This is a genomic window from Rhodococcus sp. MALMAid1271 (assembly GCF_049195265.1).
Lineage (GTDB): Bacteria > Actinomycetota > Actinomycetes > Mycobacteriales > Mycobacteriaceae > Rhodococcoides.
In genome coordinates this window covers 36,092-51,722 of record NZ_JBMIRQ010000117.1, presented here as the reverse complement: position 1 = coordinate 51,722, position 15,631 = coordinate 36,092, and the positions used below count along the sequence as shown (strand labels likewise).

The 15,631-nt window shown below is 64.9% G+C and carries 16 protein-coding genes; 8 read left to right on the top strand and 8 right to left on the bottom strand.

The window, feature by feature from the left end:
* Positions 1-2 precede the first annotated feature (2 nt).
* Together ACOQFP_RS22360 and ACOQFP_RS22355 are read right to left on the bottom strand one after the other, a co-directional pair.
* On the bottom strand, positions 3-476 hold the full coding sequence (locus ACOQFP_RS22360; protein ID WP_206489485.1) for an acyl-CoA thioesterase: 474 nt from the start codon (positions 474-476) through the stop codon (positions 3-5).
* A gap of 10 nt (positions 477-486) precedes the next feature.
* Positions 487-1,704 carry a benzoate/H(+) symporter BenE family transporter gene (locus ACOQFP_RS22355; RefSeq protein ID WP_421585560.1) on the bottom strand — a complete coding sequence of 406 codons (1,218 nt, stop codon included), beginning with the start codon at positions 1,702-1,704 and terminating at the stop codon, positions 487-489.
* A gap of 177 nt (positions 1,705-1,881) precedes the next feature.
* Between ACOQFP_RS22355 and ACOQFP_RS22350 the strand changes: the two genes are divergently transcribed.
* Complete coding sequence (locus ACOQFP_RS22350; protein ID WP_421585581.1) at positions 1,882-2,628, top strand: GntR family transcriptional regulator; 747 nt, start codon at positions 1,882-1,884, stop codon at positions 2,626-2,628.
* A 1-nt stretch (position 2,629) separates the two neighbouring features.
* On the opposite strand, the gene ACOQFP_RS22345 is transcribed toward ACOQFP_RS22350, so the two are convergent.
* Positions 2,630-3,094, bottom strand: coding sequence for a PTS sugar transporter subunit IIA (locus tag ACOQFP_RS22345; protein ID WP_421585559.1), 465 nt, complete (start codon positions 3,092-3,094; stop codon positions 2,630-2,632).
* Positions 3,091-3,321, bottom strand: a complete 231-nt coding sequence (locus ACOQFP_RS22340) for a glucose PTS transporter subunit EIIB (RefSeq protein WP_206489482.1) — start codon at positions 3,319-3,321, stop codon at positions 3,091-3,093. Before ACOQFP_RS22340 ends, ACOQFP_RS22345 begins: the two co-directional genes overlap by 4 nt.
* A gap of 180 nt (positions 3,322-3,501) precedes the next feature.
* On the opposite strand from ACOQFP_RS22340, the gene ACOQFP_RS22335 reads away from it, so the two are divergent.
* The 3 genes from ACOQFP_RS22335 to nagB are packed head-to-tail and all read left to right on the top strand — an operon-like array spanning position 3,502 to position 6,710.
* Positions 3,502-4,749 carry a PTS transporter subunit EIIC gene (locus ACOQFP_RS22335; protein ID WP_421585580.1) on the top strand — a complete coding sequence of 416 codons (1,248 nt, stop codon included), beginning with the start codon at positions 3,502-3,504 and terminating at the stop codon, positions 4,747-4,749.
* Complete coding sequence (locus ACOQFP_RS22330; RefSeq protein WP_421585558.1) at positions 4,746-5,930, top strand: N-acetylglucosamine-6-phosphate deacetylase; 1,185 nt, start codon at positions 4,746-4,748, stop codon at positions 5,928-5,930. Before ACOQFP_RS22335 ends, ACOQFP_RS22330 begins: the two co-directional genes overlap by 4 nt.
* Entirely contained in the window at positions 5,931-6,710 is a 780-nt protein-coding gene (gene nagB / locus ACOQFP_RS22325; RefSeq protein ID WP_421585557.1) for a glucosamine-6-phosphate deaminase, read from the top strand.
* A gap of 48 nt (positions 6,711-6,758) precedes the next feature.
* Here nagB and ACOQFP_RS22320 read toward each other — a convergent pair whose 3' ends face one another.
* The gene (locus ACOQFP_RS22320; protein ID WP_421585556.1) at positions 6,759-7,208 is read right to left on the bottom strand and encodes a MarR family winged helix-turn-helix transcriptional regulator; all 450 of its coding nucleotides are present in this window, start codon (positions 7,206-7,208) and stop codon (positions 6,759-6,761) included.
* Between the two features lie 54 nt (positions 7,209-7,262).
* Between ACOQFP_RS22320 and ACOQFP_RS22315 the strand changes: the two genes are divergently transcribed.
* On the top strand, positions 7,263-7,637 hold the full coding sequence (locus tag ACOQFP_RS22315; RefSeq protein ID WP_421585555.1) for a cupin domain-containing protein: 375 nt from the start codon (positions 7,263-7,265) through the stop codon (positions 7,635-7,637).
* 69 nt (positions 7,638-7,706) lie between these two features.
* Here ACOQFP_RS22315 and ACOQFP_RS22310 read toward each other — a convergent pair whose 3' ends face one another.
* The 3 genes from ACOQFP_RS22310 to ACOQFP_RS22300 form a co-directional block, all read right to left on the bottom strand.
* On the bottom strand, positions 7,707-8,534 hold the full coding sequence (locus tag ACOQFP_RS22310; protein WP_421585554.1) for a shikimate 5-dehydrogenase: 828 nt from the start codon (positions 8,532-8,534) through the stop codon (positions 7,707-7,709).
* Positions 8,535-8,544: 10 nt separating this feature from the next.
* The gene (locus ACOQFP_RS22305) at positions 8,545-9,267 is read right to left on the bottom strand and encodes an HNH endonuclease family protein (protein ID WP_421585553.1); all 723 of its coding nucleotides are present in this window, start codon (positions 9,265-9,267) and stop codon (positions 8,545-8,547) included.
* Between the two features lie 120 nt (positions 9,268-9,387).
* The gene (locus tag ACOQFP_RS22300; RefSeq protein WP_341243694.1) at positions 9,388-10,287 is read right to left on the bottom strand and encodes an NADP-dependent oxidoreductase; all 900 of its coding nucleotides are present in this window, start codon (positions 10,285-10,287) and stop codon (positions 9,388-9,390) included.
* 128 nt (positions 10,288-10,415) lie between these two features.
* Between ACOQFP_RS22300 and ACOQFP_RS22295 the strand changes: the two genes are divergently transcribed.
* The 3 genes from ACOQFP_RS22295 to ACOQFP_RS22285 all read left to right on the top strand — a co-directional run bounded on the left by ACOQFP_RS22295 (position 10,416) and on the right by ACOQFP_RS22285 (position 15,630).
* Positions 10,416-13,295: a DEAD/DEAH box helicase gene (locus ACOQFP_RS22295; RefSeq protein WP_421585552.1), complete on the top strand. Its 2,880-nt coding sequence runs from the start codon at positions 10,416-10,418 to the stop codon at positions 13,293-13,295.
* Positions 13,295-14,047 carry an SWIM zinc finger family protein gene (locus ACOQFP_RS22290; protein WP_206489651.1) on the top strand — a complete coding sequence of 251 codons (753 nt, stop codon included), beginning with the start codon at positions 13,295-13,297 and terminating at the stop codon, positions 14,045-14,047. Before ACOQFP_RS22295 ends, ACOQFP_RS22290 begins: the two co-directional genes overlap by 1 nt.
* 74 nt (positions 14,048-14,121) lie before the next feature.
* Complete coding sequence (locus ACOQFP_RS22285) at positions 14,122-15,630, top strand: CoA-acylating methylmalonate-semialdehyde dehydrogenase (RefSeq protein ID WP_206489473.1); 1,509 nt, start codon at positions 14,122-14,124, stop codon at positions 15,628-15,630.
* Position 15,631: the final 1 nt, after the last annotated feature.

The following is a 15,631-nucleotide window of genomic DNA, read 5'->3' as shown; positions in this document are numbered from 1 at the left end:
TCTCAGCTCGGGCCCGGCCCGATCACCAGGGTGGCCGCCGCGGTCTCGATTTCCGGTGGGATCGGGACCGGTCTGCGGGTGACGCTGTCCACGTAGACGTGTACGAATCGACCCCGAGCTGCCAATTCCAACGCGTCGTTGTCGGCCTCCCGAAACAGCGCGAGGGAGTACACGATGCTTCGAGTCCCCAATTTCTCGACGGCGAGGCCGACCTGCAGGCGATCCGGAAAACTCAATTCCGACAGGTACCGGCACGAGGTTTCCGCCACGACGCCGATGGCCGAGAGGGTTCTGATATCCACGCCGGTTTCCGCCATCAACCAACCGTTGACGGCGGTATCGAAGTAGGCGTAATACGTCACGTTGTTGACGTGGCCGTAGTGGTCGTTGTCGTCCCACCGGGTCGGCACCGGCCACAACGCCGGAAAATCCGACGCATTCGACAACTCGGTGCGTTCGTTCACCTGCTCTGTCATGCACGTGAGACTAATCAGTTGCCCGGGTATCGGTCGGCGTCGGGGACTGCCGCCGCAAGACCGCACGGACCACCAGTCCGACGACCAGAGCCCAGAACGCCGATCCGATACCGGCGAACGTCAGGCCGGACGCGGCGACGAGGAAAGTCAGAACGGTCGCTTCCCGGTCCGACGCATGTTCGAGCGCACCGAACAGCGAGGCCGCAAGCGTGCCCAACAAGGCGAGTCCGGCAACTGTTTCCACCACTCCGGCAGGTGCTGCGGCCACCAACGTTGCCAAGGCGGTGGCGAGCAGAGCGAGGACCAGATACGAACATCCTGCGGTGAAGGCGGCGGTCCATCGTCGCGTCGGATCCGGATGGGCAGCCGGATTCGCCGACAGAGCGGCGCTGATCGCAGCGAGATTGATGGTGTGGCCGCCGGCGAAGGCACCCAGGACGGTGCCGGTGCCGGTGACGGCCATCGATGCGCGCCACGGGATTCGGAAACCGAACGAGGCCATGACCGTCGTGCCCGGGATGTTCTGCGACGCCATCGTGACGATGTACAGCGGCACCGCGATACCGATCGTGGCCTGCCAGCTCCACTGCGGAATCGTCCAGTCGACCCGCGGAATCAGCTCGGCACCTGCGATCGGGGTGCCACCGGCGATCACGTCCGCAGCGATGATGGCAGCTGCAGCGGCAAATGCGGCGGGTACAGCCCAGCGTGCGCTGAAACGAAGAACGACGAGCCAGACGATCACCACCGGCGCGATTCGCGTAGGGGACTCGGCGAAGGCAGCCACCGGTGCCGAACACAGGGGGAGAAGCACCCCTGCCAGCATTGCCTGCGCAAGGGGTATCGGGATCTTCGAGACGATCGCGCCGAGCGTCGGCCACAAGCCCGTCAGCACGATCAGCACGCCGACCGTGACGAATGCGCCGACCGCGGCGGGCCAACCTCCCACGACGACGCCGGTGCCTGCGAGCAACGCGGCCCCCGGCGTCGACCACGCCAGCGTGATGGGTTGCCGGTACCTACGGGCCAGCCACATCATGCCCAACGCCTGAGTGAGACACAGTGCCGACAAACCCGACGCGGCCTCGGTGGGGCTGGCACCGACCGCACGCAGGCCGGTCAAGACCACGGCGAACGAGCTGGTGAAGCCGACCAGCGAGGCTACGATGCCGGCGCTGACAGGGGTCGAGAGCGGCGTGGGTCTGTCGGACGCGTCGGCAGTGGTCACGAATGTCGATGATGCACTGTGGGCCCGCGGCTGTCGCGCGGCAGGCGGTCCGACCGACGCGGGAGCCTCCCGACAGCCGAATGCTGTCGGCACGCCACCACAGTGACGTAGTCTTTGGTTGGACCGGACCAGTCCGTACCGCTGGCTCGGCGAGTGACCGAAAGGGCCGGCGCAGTGGTGATCCCCGTACATCTGAGGGACAGTCAGGTCCCCAAGCACGAACAACTGCGCGCAATTCTGTTGCACCGCTGCACCAAGGAGCTCCAACCCGGCGACCTGATGCCGAGTGAGCGCAAATTGATGGAGGATTACGGCGTCAGCCGGATCACCGTCCGGGAAGCCATCGGACAGCTCGTCAACGACGGGCATCTGGTCCGTGTCCGCGGAAAAGGTACCTTCGTCGCCAGCCGTACCGTGCAATCGCGTCTGCATCTGGCGTCGTTCTCGGAGGAGATGCGCGCACAAGGATTGACACCTACGACGGTGGTGCTGTTCGCGCAGCTCGAGAAACCATCGGCGGCGACCAGCCGAGCTCTCGGCCTGGCCGACGGCGAGCAGACCTACCACATCAAGCGTCTGAGGCTGGCGGACGCGGAGCCGGTGAGCGTCGACGACGGTTGGTTTCGTGCGACCCTGCTCCCCGGTCTGATAGACCACGATCTGAGCAGCTCCGTGTACGAGGCAGTGCACACCCATTACGGCTTGACCATCGACCGGGCCGAGCAGACCGTCAAAGCTACTGCGGCCGACAGTGATACCGCGACGTTGCTGGGCACCAAGCGCGGCGCACCGGTGCTCTACTTCGACCGGGTGTCCTTCAGCGGCGACGAGCCGCTCGAGCACACCGAGAGCTGGTATCGATGCGATCGGTACCAGCTCTCGATGGAAGTGCAGGGCGAGCGACGCATCAGTCAGCGCCGTTAGCTCAGGGCAATTCGAACAGTGAATCACCCTGTTCCACAGCGGTTCCGACGGCATCGGTCGTGATGGAGCCGGGCTTCGAATCCATCAGGACGACGGGTACGACGTCCGAGTACCCGGCCTCGGCTATCGCAGCGGGATCGTAGGTGACCACCGGGTCACCGGGCCGGACGCGATCTCCTTCGCTTGCTACGAGCGCGAAGCCCTCGCCCTTCATCTTCACGGTGTCGATGCCGATGTGTACCAGCACGCCCGCCTTGTCTTCGGTGAGAACGACGAACGCGTGTGGGTGCAGTTTGACAATGGTGCCTGCGATCGGTGAACGAACCTCGACCGATCCTGCACTCGGAGCCGGACGCAGTGCTACCCCGGAGCCGACCATCTGCGCCGAGAACACGGGATCGGGCACGTCGTCGAGCGAGAGTACTTGGCCGGCAACGGGACTGAGGACGACCCGGCTTCCGTTCACAGGATGTCGCCGATGTCTTCTGCCAGCGTGTCCGCCTCGGGGCCGACGATGACCTGAACGGCTGTGCCCTTGTGGAACACCCCGTGCGCACCTGCCGCCTTGAGTGCCGACTCGTCGACCAACGAGCCGTCCTTCACTTCGGTGCGAAGCCGAGTGATGCATGCTTCGATCTCGACGATGTTGTCGGCACCGCCGAGGCCCTTCACGATCGCATCCGCCTTGGACATGGATTCTTCCTACTCTCTCTGCTGCCTCGATTGCTGTCGGCTGGGTCACATGTCTGGGTTGACATGAGGTCGCCACCTGGTCAAACTACAACTGGTAATGACCGGACAGTACCCCTGATGACACCCGGTCACAACAACGGAATCCATCCTCGAAGGACCAGAGTCGAAGAGAAGGTCGCCATGACCCCGAAGAAGACGGACTCGGCCGAAGCCAAACCGAAGAAAGAATCCAGATCTCTGGCCGGATTGCAGCGCTTCGGTCGCAGTCTCATGCTGCCGATCGCCGTTCTGCCGGCCGCCGGCATTCTGCTGCGACTCGGTCAGGACGATCTGCTCGGCCGATTCAGTGCTCTGGGGACCGCCGCCTCGGTCATCTCGGCCGCGGGCCAAGCGGTGTTCACCTGGCTTCCCCTCATCTTCGCAGTCGGAATCGCCATCGGCTGGGCCAAGAAGGCCGACGGTTCGACGGCACTGGCCGCAGTCGTCGGTTACATGGTGATGAACGGTGTTTTCACGGCGATGTCGCCGGTGGTGCTCGAGGGCGAGGTCGACGCCAACGGTGACCCCGCCGTGATCGATTACGGCGTGCTGGCCGGCATCGTGATCGGTTTGCTCTCGGCCATTCTCTGGCAGCGGTTCTATCGGCAGAAGTTGCCCGATTACCTGGGCTTCTTCAGCGGCCGTCGACTCGTTCCGATTCTGACGGCAATCACCGGTCTCGTGGTCGCGGTGGTCATGTCTTTCGTGTACCCGTTGTTCTACAGCGCCCTCAACTGGGTCGGAAACACCGTCGCCGACCACAGTGTGGTCGGTAGCGGCATCTACGGTTTCGCCAACCGCATGCTGATTCCGACGGGGCTGCACCACATTCTGAATTCGGTGGTCTGGTTCCTCGTCGGCGACTACCAAGATGCCGGCGGGCAGCTGGTGCGCGGCGACCTCAACCGGTTCTTCGCAGGCGACCCGTCCGCCGGAGTGTTCATGACCGGATTCTTCCCGATCATGATGTTCGCGCTTCCCGCTGCGGCATTCGCGATCTACCGCAATGCCAAGCCGTCGCAGAAGAAGCTCGTCGGCGGAATCATGTTGTCCACCGGCCTGACTGCGTTCGTCACCGGCATCACCGAGCCGCTCGAGTACTCGTTCATGTTCGTCGCCTGGCCGCTCTACATCATCCATGCAGTGCTGACCGGAACCTCGATGGCGCTGTGCAACGCGCTCGGAATCCACGACGGGTTCTTCTTCTCCGCCGGTGGCATCGACTACCTGCTGAACTACGGAATCGCCACCAAGGCATGGTTGCTCATACCGATCGGGCTCGTGTATGCCGTGATCTACTACTTCCTGTTCAGCTTCGTCATCAAGAAGTGGAACCTGCGCACCCCCGGCCGTGAGGACGACGTGGTCGCCGAACCGACCCAGGCATGACCGCGTCGATCACGACGACGTTACGCGGGCGAGTGGTCACCGACACGGCGGTGATCGAGGACGGCGTCGTCGCGCTGACCGGAGATCGGATCTCGTGGGTCGGCTCTGCCTCCCGATGGGCAGGGGATGCGGTACCGCAGTCCGCGACGACGATCCTTCCGGGTTTGGTCGACGTGCACTGCCACGGCGGGGCGGGGGCGTCGTTTCCCGATTCGGCTTCCGCCGATCTCAGGACGGCGGTGCTGCATCACCGTTCGCGCGGCACCACGACGATGCTCGCCTCTCTGGTGTCGGCACCGCCCGAACGGCTGATCGGCCAGACCTCACTACTGGCAGACCTCTACGAGTCCGGCGACATCGCAGGGGTACACATCGAGGGACCGTTCCTGTCCGCCGCTCGCTGCGGCGCACAGGATCCGGCCTCGCTCCGCAGCGGTGATCCGGGGTTGCTGAAGGACCTGCTCGGCGCTGGCCGCGGCGCAGTCCGGTCGATGACGCTCGCGCCCGAGGTGGACGGGTTCGTCGCCGTCGCAGAGCTGCTGCGGGAGAACGCGGTGCTGCCGAGCATCGGCCACACGGACGCCGATGCGCCGACCACCCGCCGCGCTATCGATTCGCTGGGGATCGGGCCGATCACGGCTACGCACCTGTTCAACGGAATGCCGACCTGGCATCACCGGGCGCCGGGGCCGGTGAGCGAATGTTTGGCGGCTGCGGCACGAGGGGTGATGGTGCTCGAATTGATCGGTGACGGTGTGCATCTCGCCGACGAGACGGTACGTGCGGTCTTCGACCTCGTCGGCGGCGCACGGATCGCGCTGGTGTCCGACGCGATGGCCGCGGCCGGTATGTCCGACGGGCGATATCGACTCGGACCACTGGATGTCACCGTGCAGAATTCCGTCGCACGGTTGTCCCGCGATACCGATCCCGAGACGGCACCGATCGCGGGCGGAACCTCGACCGTGCTGGATCTGGTCCGTCGGGCCGTGCAGAACGCCGGGGTGTCGTTGGTCGAGGCGGTGCGGGCCGGGGCGTCGACTCCCGCCACGTCGATCGGGCTCGGTTCCGATATCGGCCGCTTGCAACAGGGGATGCGGGCCGATGTGTTGGTGGTCGACGAGAAGTTCGAGCCGGTGCAGGTGATCAGAGGTGGAACTGCAATCGAGGAGGACGAGTAGATGGAGATCGTGATCCACGACGGGGTAGCCGATGTGGACCGAACGGCTGCGGACATCGTCGAACGGTCGGTTCGTGATTCGCGGACGGTCCTGGGGTTGGCGACCGGATCCACACCGGTGGGCACGTATCGCGAGTTGGCCAGACGGCATCGCGAGGAGTCTCTGTCGTTCGCCCGATGCCGGGCATTTCTGCTCGACGAGTACATCGGGTTGCCGAAAACTGCTGAGCAATCCTATTTTTCGTTCATCCGTGCGGAGTTCGTGGACCACGTCGATCTGGACGATTCCGCAGTGTTCTCGCCGGACGGTGAAGCGGAGGACATCGCAGCCGAGGCGCGGCGGTACGACGCGGCGATCACGGCGGCGGGCGGCATCGACGTTCAGATCCTGGGAATAGGTACCGACGGACACATCGGATTCAACGAGCCGGGCTCCTCGTTGCGGTCCAGGACGCGCGTCAAGACGCTCACCGAACAAACGCGAGCAGACAATGCGCGCTTCTTCGATTCTCCCGAGGACGTGCCACATCATGTACTGACGCAGGGTCTCGGCACTATCGACGAGGCGCGTCACCTCGTGCTGATCGCGACGGGGGAGTCGAAGGCGGTCGCGGTGGCAGCGGCCGTCGAGGGCCCGTTGTCGGCGCACTGCCCGGCGTCGGTGATCCAATGGCATCCCCATGCGAGCGTGCTGTTGGACGAGGCTGCGGCGTCCTCGCTCGCTCATGCGCCCTACTACCGGTACGCGTACGCCAACAAGCCTCGGTGGCAACACCTCTGAGTCGGCTGCGGAAGAACGGTCGTCGTGGCCGCTCGGCCCTGATTCAGCTCACCACACGGGGCGTGGTGTGCCGTCTCTCCCGATTTCTTCGAGTGCACGTACCAGCGACGCCATCGTGTCTGCGCCCAGTGTCATGCTCGCTGCGTTCCATCGGGAGAGGGCCGAATCGGTGGCCGCCTCGGTCACGTCGACGCCCTTGGCTGTCAGTCGTACGAGCTGCGACCGGCGATCGTGCGGGTGCGGCTGCTTGTTCACGTAGCCGGAGGCCGCCAATTCCTCGATGATCACCGCAGCGGATTGTTTCGTGATGCCCAGGTGGGCGGCGATTTCGCTGACGGTGGCTCCGTTGCCGGCGACTCGTTGAAAGACCAGGCCGTGCGCGGGTCGGAGCGTCGGATGGCCCTTCGCGACGACGGCGGCGTTGATCTGCTCGGCCAAGGCGGATGCGCTGCGCATCAGCAACATCAACAGATCGGCGCGTGGTTCATCCCTTGACATGTCGTCAGTCTACCTGTCCAATAAAGACAGTTGAACTGACGAAAAGGAGCAGACATGCCGATCCGAACAAGCGAGGATCACTACACCCACCGAATGCACGGCGCTCAATTCCATTCCTACGTGGCACCCTCTCGCGGCAGTCGACAGCTGTGCGCCTGGCGCACGGAACTGGAGCCGGGTACCACCGGCGCACCGCACGCGGTCTCGCACGAGGAGATATTCCTCGTGCTCGCTGGCTCACCGTCGATCACCCTGGAGGACAAGCGAATCCAACTCTCGGCCGGAGATGTCGTGTTGGTTCCGGAGTCGGCGACGGTTCAGCTCGACAACCCGGGTGGCAGCGCCGCCGCACTGTGGGTGACGACGTCGGTGGGCTTGACCGCCACCACTGCCGACGGCGGAACCATAACGCCCCCGTGGACGCGCTGAGCGCGCACGTAGCACCGATTCCGTGGAGTGCCGGGGGGAGAACCACGCTTCGGTGGCACATCCTCCGAGTCAGCTGCGGGAGAACCGCGACGCCCGCGCGATCTGCTCCTCGGATGGTCGGACGCCCGTGTAGAGCACAAATTGTTCTGCGGCCTGCAGGGCGATGACCTGGGCTCCGGTGATCACCGGCTTGCCGGCTGCGCGGGCGGCGACGATCAGAGGCGTCTCCGAGGGCATGGCGACGACGTCGAACACCGCGTGCGCCGCACGGATCTGTTCGTCGGTGAACGGGGTGGACGCTTCGTCGGGTCCGCCGGCCATCCCGACCGGTGTGACGTTCACCAGCAGGTCGGCGGACACGGCCCGCTCGGACCAGGCGTAGCCGTAGGTGTCGGCAAGGGCAGGGCCGGTATCTGCGTTACGGGCGACCACGGTGCCCCGGGTGAAGCCCGAATCTCGCAGTGCGGCAACCACAGCCTTGGCCATACCGCCGCTTCCGGTGACGGCCACCGACATGTCGGTCGAAAGCGACTGTGCTGCGAGCAGATTGGCCACGGCCTGGTAGTCGGTGTTGTACGCGTGCAGCACGCCGTCCTCGTTGACGACGGTGTTGACCGATGCGATGGCGCTGGCGGAGCCGTGCATCACGTCCACCATGTCGATGACGTCTTCCTTGAACGGCATGGACAGCGCGCAGCCTCGAATACCCAGCGCGCGAACGCCACCCATAGCGGCAGCCAGGTCGGTGGTGGTAAACGCCTTGTAGACGAAGTTGAGGCCCAACTCGTCGTAGAGGTAGTTATGGAAGCGGGTGCCGATATTGCTGGGGCGACCGGACAGAGACATACACAGTTGCGTGTCGCGATCGAGAAAGCTGCGCGAGTGTGCCGTTGACATTGCCCTCACCCTACTCTTGGCACGTCGATGCGACCGAGCCGAGAACGCTGCGATCTGCCTCGGTGATCGGCAGCTCGTACTGAGCGGCAACCGAGAGATACTTGCCCGCATAGAAGCAGTGGTACGCCGCATTCGGCGGCATCCACTGCGATGGAGTCTTGTCGCTCTTGCTCTGGTTGTCCCCTCCGTTGACCGCCAACAAATTGAAGGCGACATCGTTGGCGAACCGAATGCGCTTGTCGGGCAACCAGGCGTTCGCTCCCATGTCCCAGGCGGCGGACAGCGGATAGACATGGTCGATCTGAATTTTCCCCGCATCGGACTTGGTGAACTGCAGGAGCTCACCGGAATACGGGTCGGCGAGGCGACCGGACAGTACGACGCAGTCGTGGGTGCCCGGGCGAAACTCGACCTCCGTCATCGACACTGCCAGCACATTGTCGCGGGTGCCGCAGCCATCGTGGCCGCCCGGCCCGTCGTAGTCGTCCGTCCACGCAGGGCCGAACACGCAGCCCTGACCGCTCTTGCATCCGCGCTCGTATCCGAGGACATCGGGCCGGGCAGCGACCACGTTCACCTGAGCGAGCAACTGCTCGATCTGTACCCGGGTAGGGCTGCCAGGGGCAGGCGCGGCGGGGGAGATGCCGGGAATGACGGAACGATCGCAGGATCCGATCGCAGCCAGGACCACCGCGCTGATCACCAGAGCTACCGCCACCCACAGATTCTTCACACACGCCCCATCATCGGTCTTCTGCAGTCACCCGTCGTGGTAGCAGTCTGCCGTAGGGCACCGACAGTGACGTCGAGGTCCACGGGGACATCGGGACACCGGGACATCGGGACATCGGATTCAGCGAACCTGGACGACGACCTTGCCGAGCGTGTGGCCGTCCTCGACGAGAGCGAGTGCCTCGCCCGCGCGTTCGAGCGGAAACACGTGGTCTATGCGTGGGCTCAGCACCCCGGTCGCGACCAGCTCTGCCAAATGTGTGAATGCGGCTGTGGTGCGGTCACGATGGGCTCCTGACCCACCCCACTGCGTGGCCTGCACGGGATCGGCGACGCTCACCACCGGTGCGCCGGTCTTCTCGGCGGCCGCGCGCAGCGTCTCGCCGCCGACGAGATCGACGATGCCGTGGACCGGTCGCGAAATCGAATCGATGTACTGCGGTCCCGCGGCGACGAATTCGGCCCCGAGATACTCGACCCATTCCTGCTTGCCGGCGCCGGCGACAGCGAGAACCTCGATACCCTTCGCGCGCGCCAGCTGCAGCACCGACGAACCCACGCCGCCTCCAGCGCCCAGCACCAGCAGCGTGCTGCCGGAGACCAACGCCAGTCCGCGCAGTACGTCATAGGCAGTGCCGGCCGCGACGGGCAGAGTGGCCGCCGCCGACCACGACACCGAATCGGGTTTGTGGGCGGAGCTCGACGCATTGAGCACGGTGTACTGGGCGTAGCCGCCGTGACCTGACGCCGTCGCCCCGAACACCTCGTCACCTACCGTGAACTCGTCCACCCCGGAGCCGGTTTCGACGACAGTTCCCGACACTTCTCGCCCCAACACCGCAGGCAACGTGATCGGCACAGTGTCCTTGCGGTTACCTGCCCGCACTTTCCAATCGGCAGGATTGACCCCGGCCACATGCACCGCGACGAGGATCTGACCGGCCCCGGGCTCGGGCATGGGCACGTCGAGAAGGTACTCGGTTTCGGGTCCGCCGTATTCGCTGAAGCCGTACGCGATCATGTGACCACTGTGCCCGATGACTCGCGCGCTCGGTGCCTGATGGCTCGCGCGCTCGGCGCGCTCCGGGCCGGACCGTCTCCGGACTGCCTCGCCGAGGTGGTGTCGGTGCGCCCTGATTGGATGGACCGATGTTGCACGGTCTGTGGTCCCCCGGCTCGGGACTGATGCTGTGGGACGACGAACTCGCCTCCGGCGACGAACCCGATCTCCCGCCGATTCATGCGCAGACCCTTGCCAGGACTTTCCGGCACCGTGCGTCCGTGTCGTTTCCCTCGGCGGACCATCACACGGCCGCGCAGGCTCCTGTCCAAATTCCCGCGATCGCACTCGCACCGAACGATGCAGCGGATCTGCTGCTGCGGACGCCACCCGCGCACGCGCTGATCTCCGGTGATCTGCTCTTTCTGGCGCACGTCGCCCACGGGATCGAACGCTGGGTCCGCGGTGGGCGGGTCGTACCCGCACTGAAGTCGATCGACGGCCAGTGGTGGCCACGGTGGCGTCTGGTCGGCGGTGAGCGACAGCGTGCGTGGCTCAGCGAACTCGCCGTGTCGATGCCGTCCGTCCAGCGTGCCTCGGACCGGCCGAAGAAGATTCTCGACGACATGGTCGAGGAGCTCACCGATCCGATCGTCCGATCCCGTCTGGGCAGACCGGACGCGGAGCATCCACTGCTCTCGGCTCTGGTCCGTGACGATCCGTATGCAGATGGCACACAGCAGGTCTCGACACTGCTGGAGAACTGGCGCGCAAGTCTCACCGTGGACGAGCCCTCGTTGGTGCTCCGCCTGCTCGAACCCGATGACGACGAACAAGTGGCCGACGAACAAGTGGCCGAGGAACCAGGGGTCGAGGAACCGGGGCGCGTCCAGCTCGCCGACGAGTCTGCGGAGTCGTTCTGGACCCTCCAGGTGTGTCTGCGGGCCGACGGTGAAGCGCCACGTCCAGTGCCGATGAGCCGCAAGGTCGATGCTGCGCTGCTCTCGATCGCGGTGCGCAAGCTCGGCGAGGCGGTCGCGGCGTACCCGAGGCTGCGTGATGTGCCGACTCAGGACGGCACCCTCGACCTTCTGCTGCCGACGTCGGTCGTGATCGATCTCGTGGAACACGGGGCGACGGCTCTGCAGGCCACGGGAACGACCGTGTTGTTGCCGCGGGCCTGGACCAGGTTGGACCCCTCGATGCGCTTGCGTGTCGACTCTCCTGCCGTGACCAAGGCGGCCGCCGACCGCGCGGTCGGCATGGACGAGTTGGTGTCGTACGACTGGCAGCTCCAACTAGGCGACATGGTGCTCACCGAAGCGGAGATGAACAAGCTCGCCGCCACCAAGGGGGATCTCGTTCGCCTTCGGGGTCAGTGGGTATTGGCCGACGGTGGGCAGCTCGCTCGGGCCGCGAAGTACGTCGCGGAGCATCACGGCGACGGGACTGCGCTGAGCACGTTGATGCGCGAGATGACGTTGGCGGATCCTCCGCCGGCACCGATTCAGGACATTCGCGCCACCGGCTGGGCGGCCACGCTGCTCGAGCCCGGTGCGGTGCCGGAGTCGATACCGGTGCCCGACGGCGTGAACGCAGTTCTTCGGCCCTACCAGCAGCGCGGGCTGGACTGGCTCGCGTTCATGAGCCGGCTCGGACTCGGAGCCGTACTCGCCGACGACATGGGTCTCGGCAAGACACTGCAGGTGCTGACACTGCTTGCTCACGAACAGAGCTCGAAGCCGACTCTGCTGGTGGCACCGATGTCGGTGGTGGGCAACTGGCAGCGCGAGGCGGGCAAGTTCACGCCCGCACTGAGAGTGCTCGTGCATCACGGTCCGGCTCGGGCGAAGGGCGACGAGCTCGACCGGGCGATCGCCGAACACGATCTGATCGTCACCACGTATGCGTTGATGGCCAAAGATCGCGTGCAATTGGCGGAGCAGCTCTGGCGACGTGTGGTGCTCGACGAGGCGCAACACATCAAGAATGCGGGCACGGTTCAGGCCAAGGCGGCGCTGGCGATTCCGGCGGAACACAAGTTGGCGCTCACCGGAACTCCGGTGGAGAACCGGCTCGACGAGCTCCGGTCCATTCTCGACTTCGCCAATCCGGGCATGCTGGGGCGCCCGTCCGACTTTCGGAAGCGATTCTCCGTACCGATCGAGCGTGAGAACGACGAGAGCGCAGTGTCGCGGCTGCGTGCCATCACCTCGCCGTTCATTCTGCGCCGAGTCAAGACCGATCCGACGGTCATCTCGGATCTGCCCGACAAGAACGAAATGACGGTGCGCGCCAACCTCACCGCCGAGCAAGCCGCGTTGTACAAGGCCGTTGTCGACGAGATGATGGCGCAGATCGCCGACGCGAAGGGAATGAAGCGCAAAGGTGCGGTGCTCTCTGCTCTCACTCGCCTGAAACAGGTCTGCAATCATCCCGCCCATTTCCTGTCCGACGGCTCTCCGGTGCTCAAGAGGGGCCAGCACCGATCGGGCAAGATCGGGTTGGTAGAGGACATGCTCGATTCGATTCTGGGTGACAACGAGAAGGTGTTGCTGTTCACGCAGTTTCGGGAGTTCGGCGAACTCGTGGCACCGTACTTCGGAGATCGTTTCGGAGCCGAGGTGCCGTTTCTGCACGGCGGTGTGAGCAAGACCAAGCGCGATGCGATGGTGGAGAAGTTCCAGAGCGAGGACGGTCCGCCGATCATGTTGCTCTCGCTCAAGGCCGGCGGTACCGGTTTGAATCTCACCGCTGCCAATCATGTTGTGCATCTGGATCGTTGGTGGAACCCGGCGGTGGAGAATCAAGCGACCGACCGCGCATTTCGGATCGGGCAGCGCAAGAACGTCGAAGTGCGCAAACTGCTGTGTGTCGGCACGGTGGAGGAGCGGATCGACTCGATGCTCGTCTCCAAGCAGGACCTGGCGGACCTGGCGGTGGGCACCGGTGAGAGTTGGGTGACCGAAATGGATACTGCGGAACTGCAGGAGCTCTTTCGCCTCAGCGAGGATGCGGTGGGTGAGTGATGGTCGACTTCTCGCAGTACGGTAAGCGGCGCAAAGCCAAGGGCGGCATCGAGTCGAGGAACAAGCGCGGAGCCTTCGGGCAGACGTGGTGGGGCAGGCACTTCGTCGCGGCGATGGAAGACCTTGCTGATCCGGGCCGTATCGCACGGGGGCGGACCTATGCCCGTCAGGGGCAGGTGCTCACTCTCGGGGTGGAGCGCGGGCAGATCTACGGCGAGGTGCAGGGCAGTCAGCTCGAGCCGTTCTCGGCCTCGGTCACCGTCGAGCCGCTGACGCAGGGTGAGGTGGCCGCGCTCGTCGATCGGGTGCGATCCAATCCCGGAATGTTGGCCGAGTTGGCCTCCAATGCCATTCCGCAGGCGTTGGCGTCGACGTTGCTTCCGCACGACAAGGGGCAGCTCGATTTCGATTGCACGTGCCCCGACGACGGGTGGCCGTGCAAACATGCGGCGGCGCTGATGTACATCGCCGCGGAACACATCGACTCGTCGGCGGCCACCATCCTGACGCTGCGCGGAGTGGATCTCGATCAGCTGATCGAGGGGGTGGGCGACGGGGACGATCGGTTCGACGCCGATGACTGGTTCGCCGATCGCGCGTCGTTCCCTGATCTTCCTCGGGTGTCGTTCGCTCCGGCGATGGACGATCTGGATCCGTTGATTCTGCGTCGGATATTTCGTGCCGACGGCTCCTCCGAGGGCGAGGTCAGTCGTGCGTGTGCCGATCTGAGGCAGTTCTACGACCGAATGTGACGTGCTGTGGACTTGCATGGACATCCAACTATAGGATGGGCGTACTTCATTTCCCACGTTCGAGGATGGACTTCATGACTCGCGAACTCACGCACTTCATCGGCGGCAAGCACGTCGCAGGCACTTCAGGACAGTTCGGGGACGTCTTCGATCCCAACACCGGCCAGGTGCAGGCCCGGGTGCCGCTGGCCGATGCCGCCGAGGTCGAGGCAGCGATCGCCGACGCCGAGCAGGCGCAACGCGAGTGGGCCACCTGGAACCCTCAGCGGCGGGCCCGCGTGCTGATGAAATTTCTCGCACTGGTCACCCGAGACATGGACGAGCTCGCACGCTTGCTGTCCTCCGAGCACGGCAAGACGATCGCGGACGCGAGGGGCGATGTCCAGCGCGGCGTCGAGGTCGTCGAGTTCGCCGTCGGGGTTCCGCACCTGCTCAAAGGCGAGTACACCGAAGGCGCAGGCGGCGGCATCGACGTCTACTCGATGCGGCAGCCACTCGGTGTCGTCGCCGGAATCACCCCGTTCAACTTCCCGGCGATGATTCCGCTGTGGAAAGCAGGCCCGGCCATCGCCTGCGGCAACGCCTTCGTTCTCAAGCCGTCCGAGCGCGATCCCTCCGTTCCGCTCAAGCTCGCCGAGCTCTTCCTCGAAGCCGGACTGCCGCCGGGTGTGTTCAACGTCGTCAACGGCGGCAAGGACGCCGTCGATGTGTTGCTCACCGACGACCGCGTCAAGGCCATCGGCTTCGTCGGCTCGACCCCCATCGCCCAGTACATCTACGAGACCGCGGCCCAGCACGGTAAGCGCGCACAGTGCTTCGGCGGAGCCAAGAACCACGCTCTGGTGATGCCCGACGCCGATCTCGACGAGGTGGCCGATGCCCTTCTCGGTGCCGCATACGGCTCGGCGGGCGAACGCTGCATGGCGATCTCCGTTGCCGTTCCGGTCGGTGAGGAGACCGCAGACGCGCTCGTCGCCAAGTTGACCGAGCGGGTGGCGAAGCTGAAGATCGGCCGCTCGGACGACGAAACCGCGGACTTCGGTCCGCTCGTGGGCAGCGATGCACTCGAGCGGGTCAACAGCTACACCCAGATCGGGATCGACGAGGGTGCCGAGCTGGTCGTCGACGGTCGCGGCTTCAGCCTGGAAGGCCATGAGGGCGGATTCTTCGCCGGGGCGACATTGTTCGACAAGGTCACCACCGACATGCGGATCTACAAGGAAGAGATCTTCGGACCTGTCCTGATCGTTGTCCGTGCCAAGGACTACGAGGACGCACTTCGTCTGCCCACCGAGCACGAGTACGGCAACGGAGTGTCCATCTTCACCCGCGACGGCGACACCGCCCGCGACTTCTGTTCGCGCGTTCAGGTGGGAATGGTCGGCGTCAACGTGCCGATTCCGGTTCCGATCGCGTACCACACGTTCGGCGGCTGGAAGCGTTCCGGATTCGGCGATCTCAACCAGCACGGACCGGACTCGATCCGCTTCTACACCAAGACCAAGACCGTCACCCAGCGGTGGCCGTCGGGCACCAAGGAATCCCTCTCGCAGAATCACTTCGTCATCCCGAACATGGACTGAC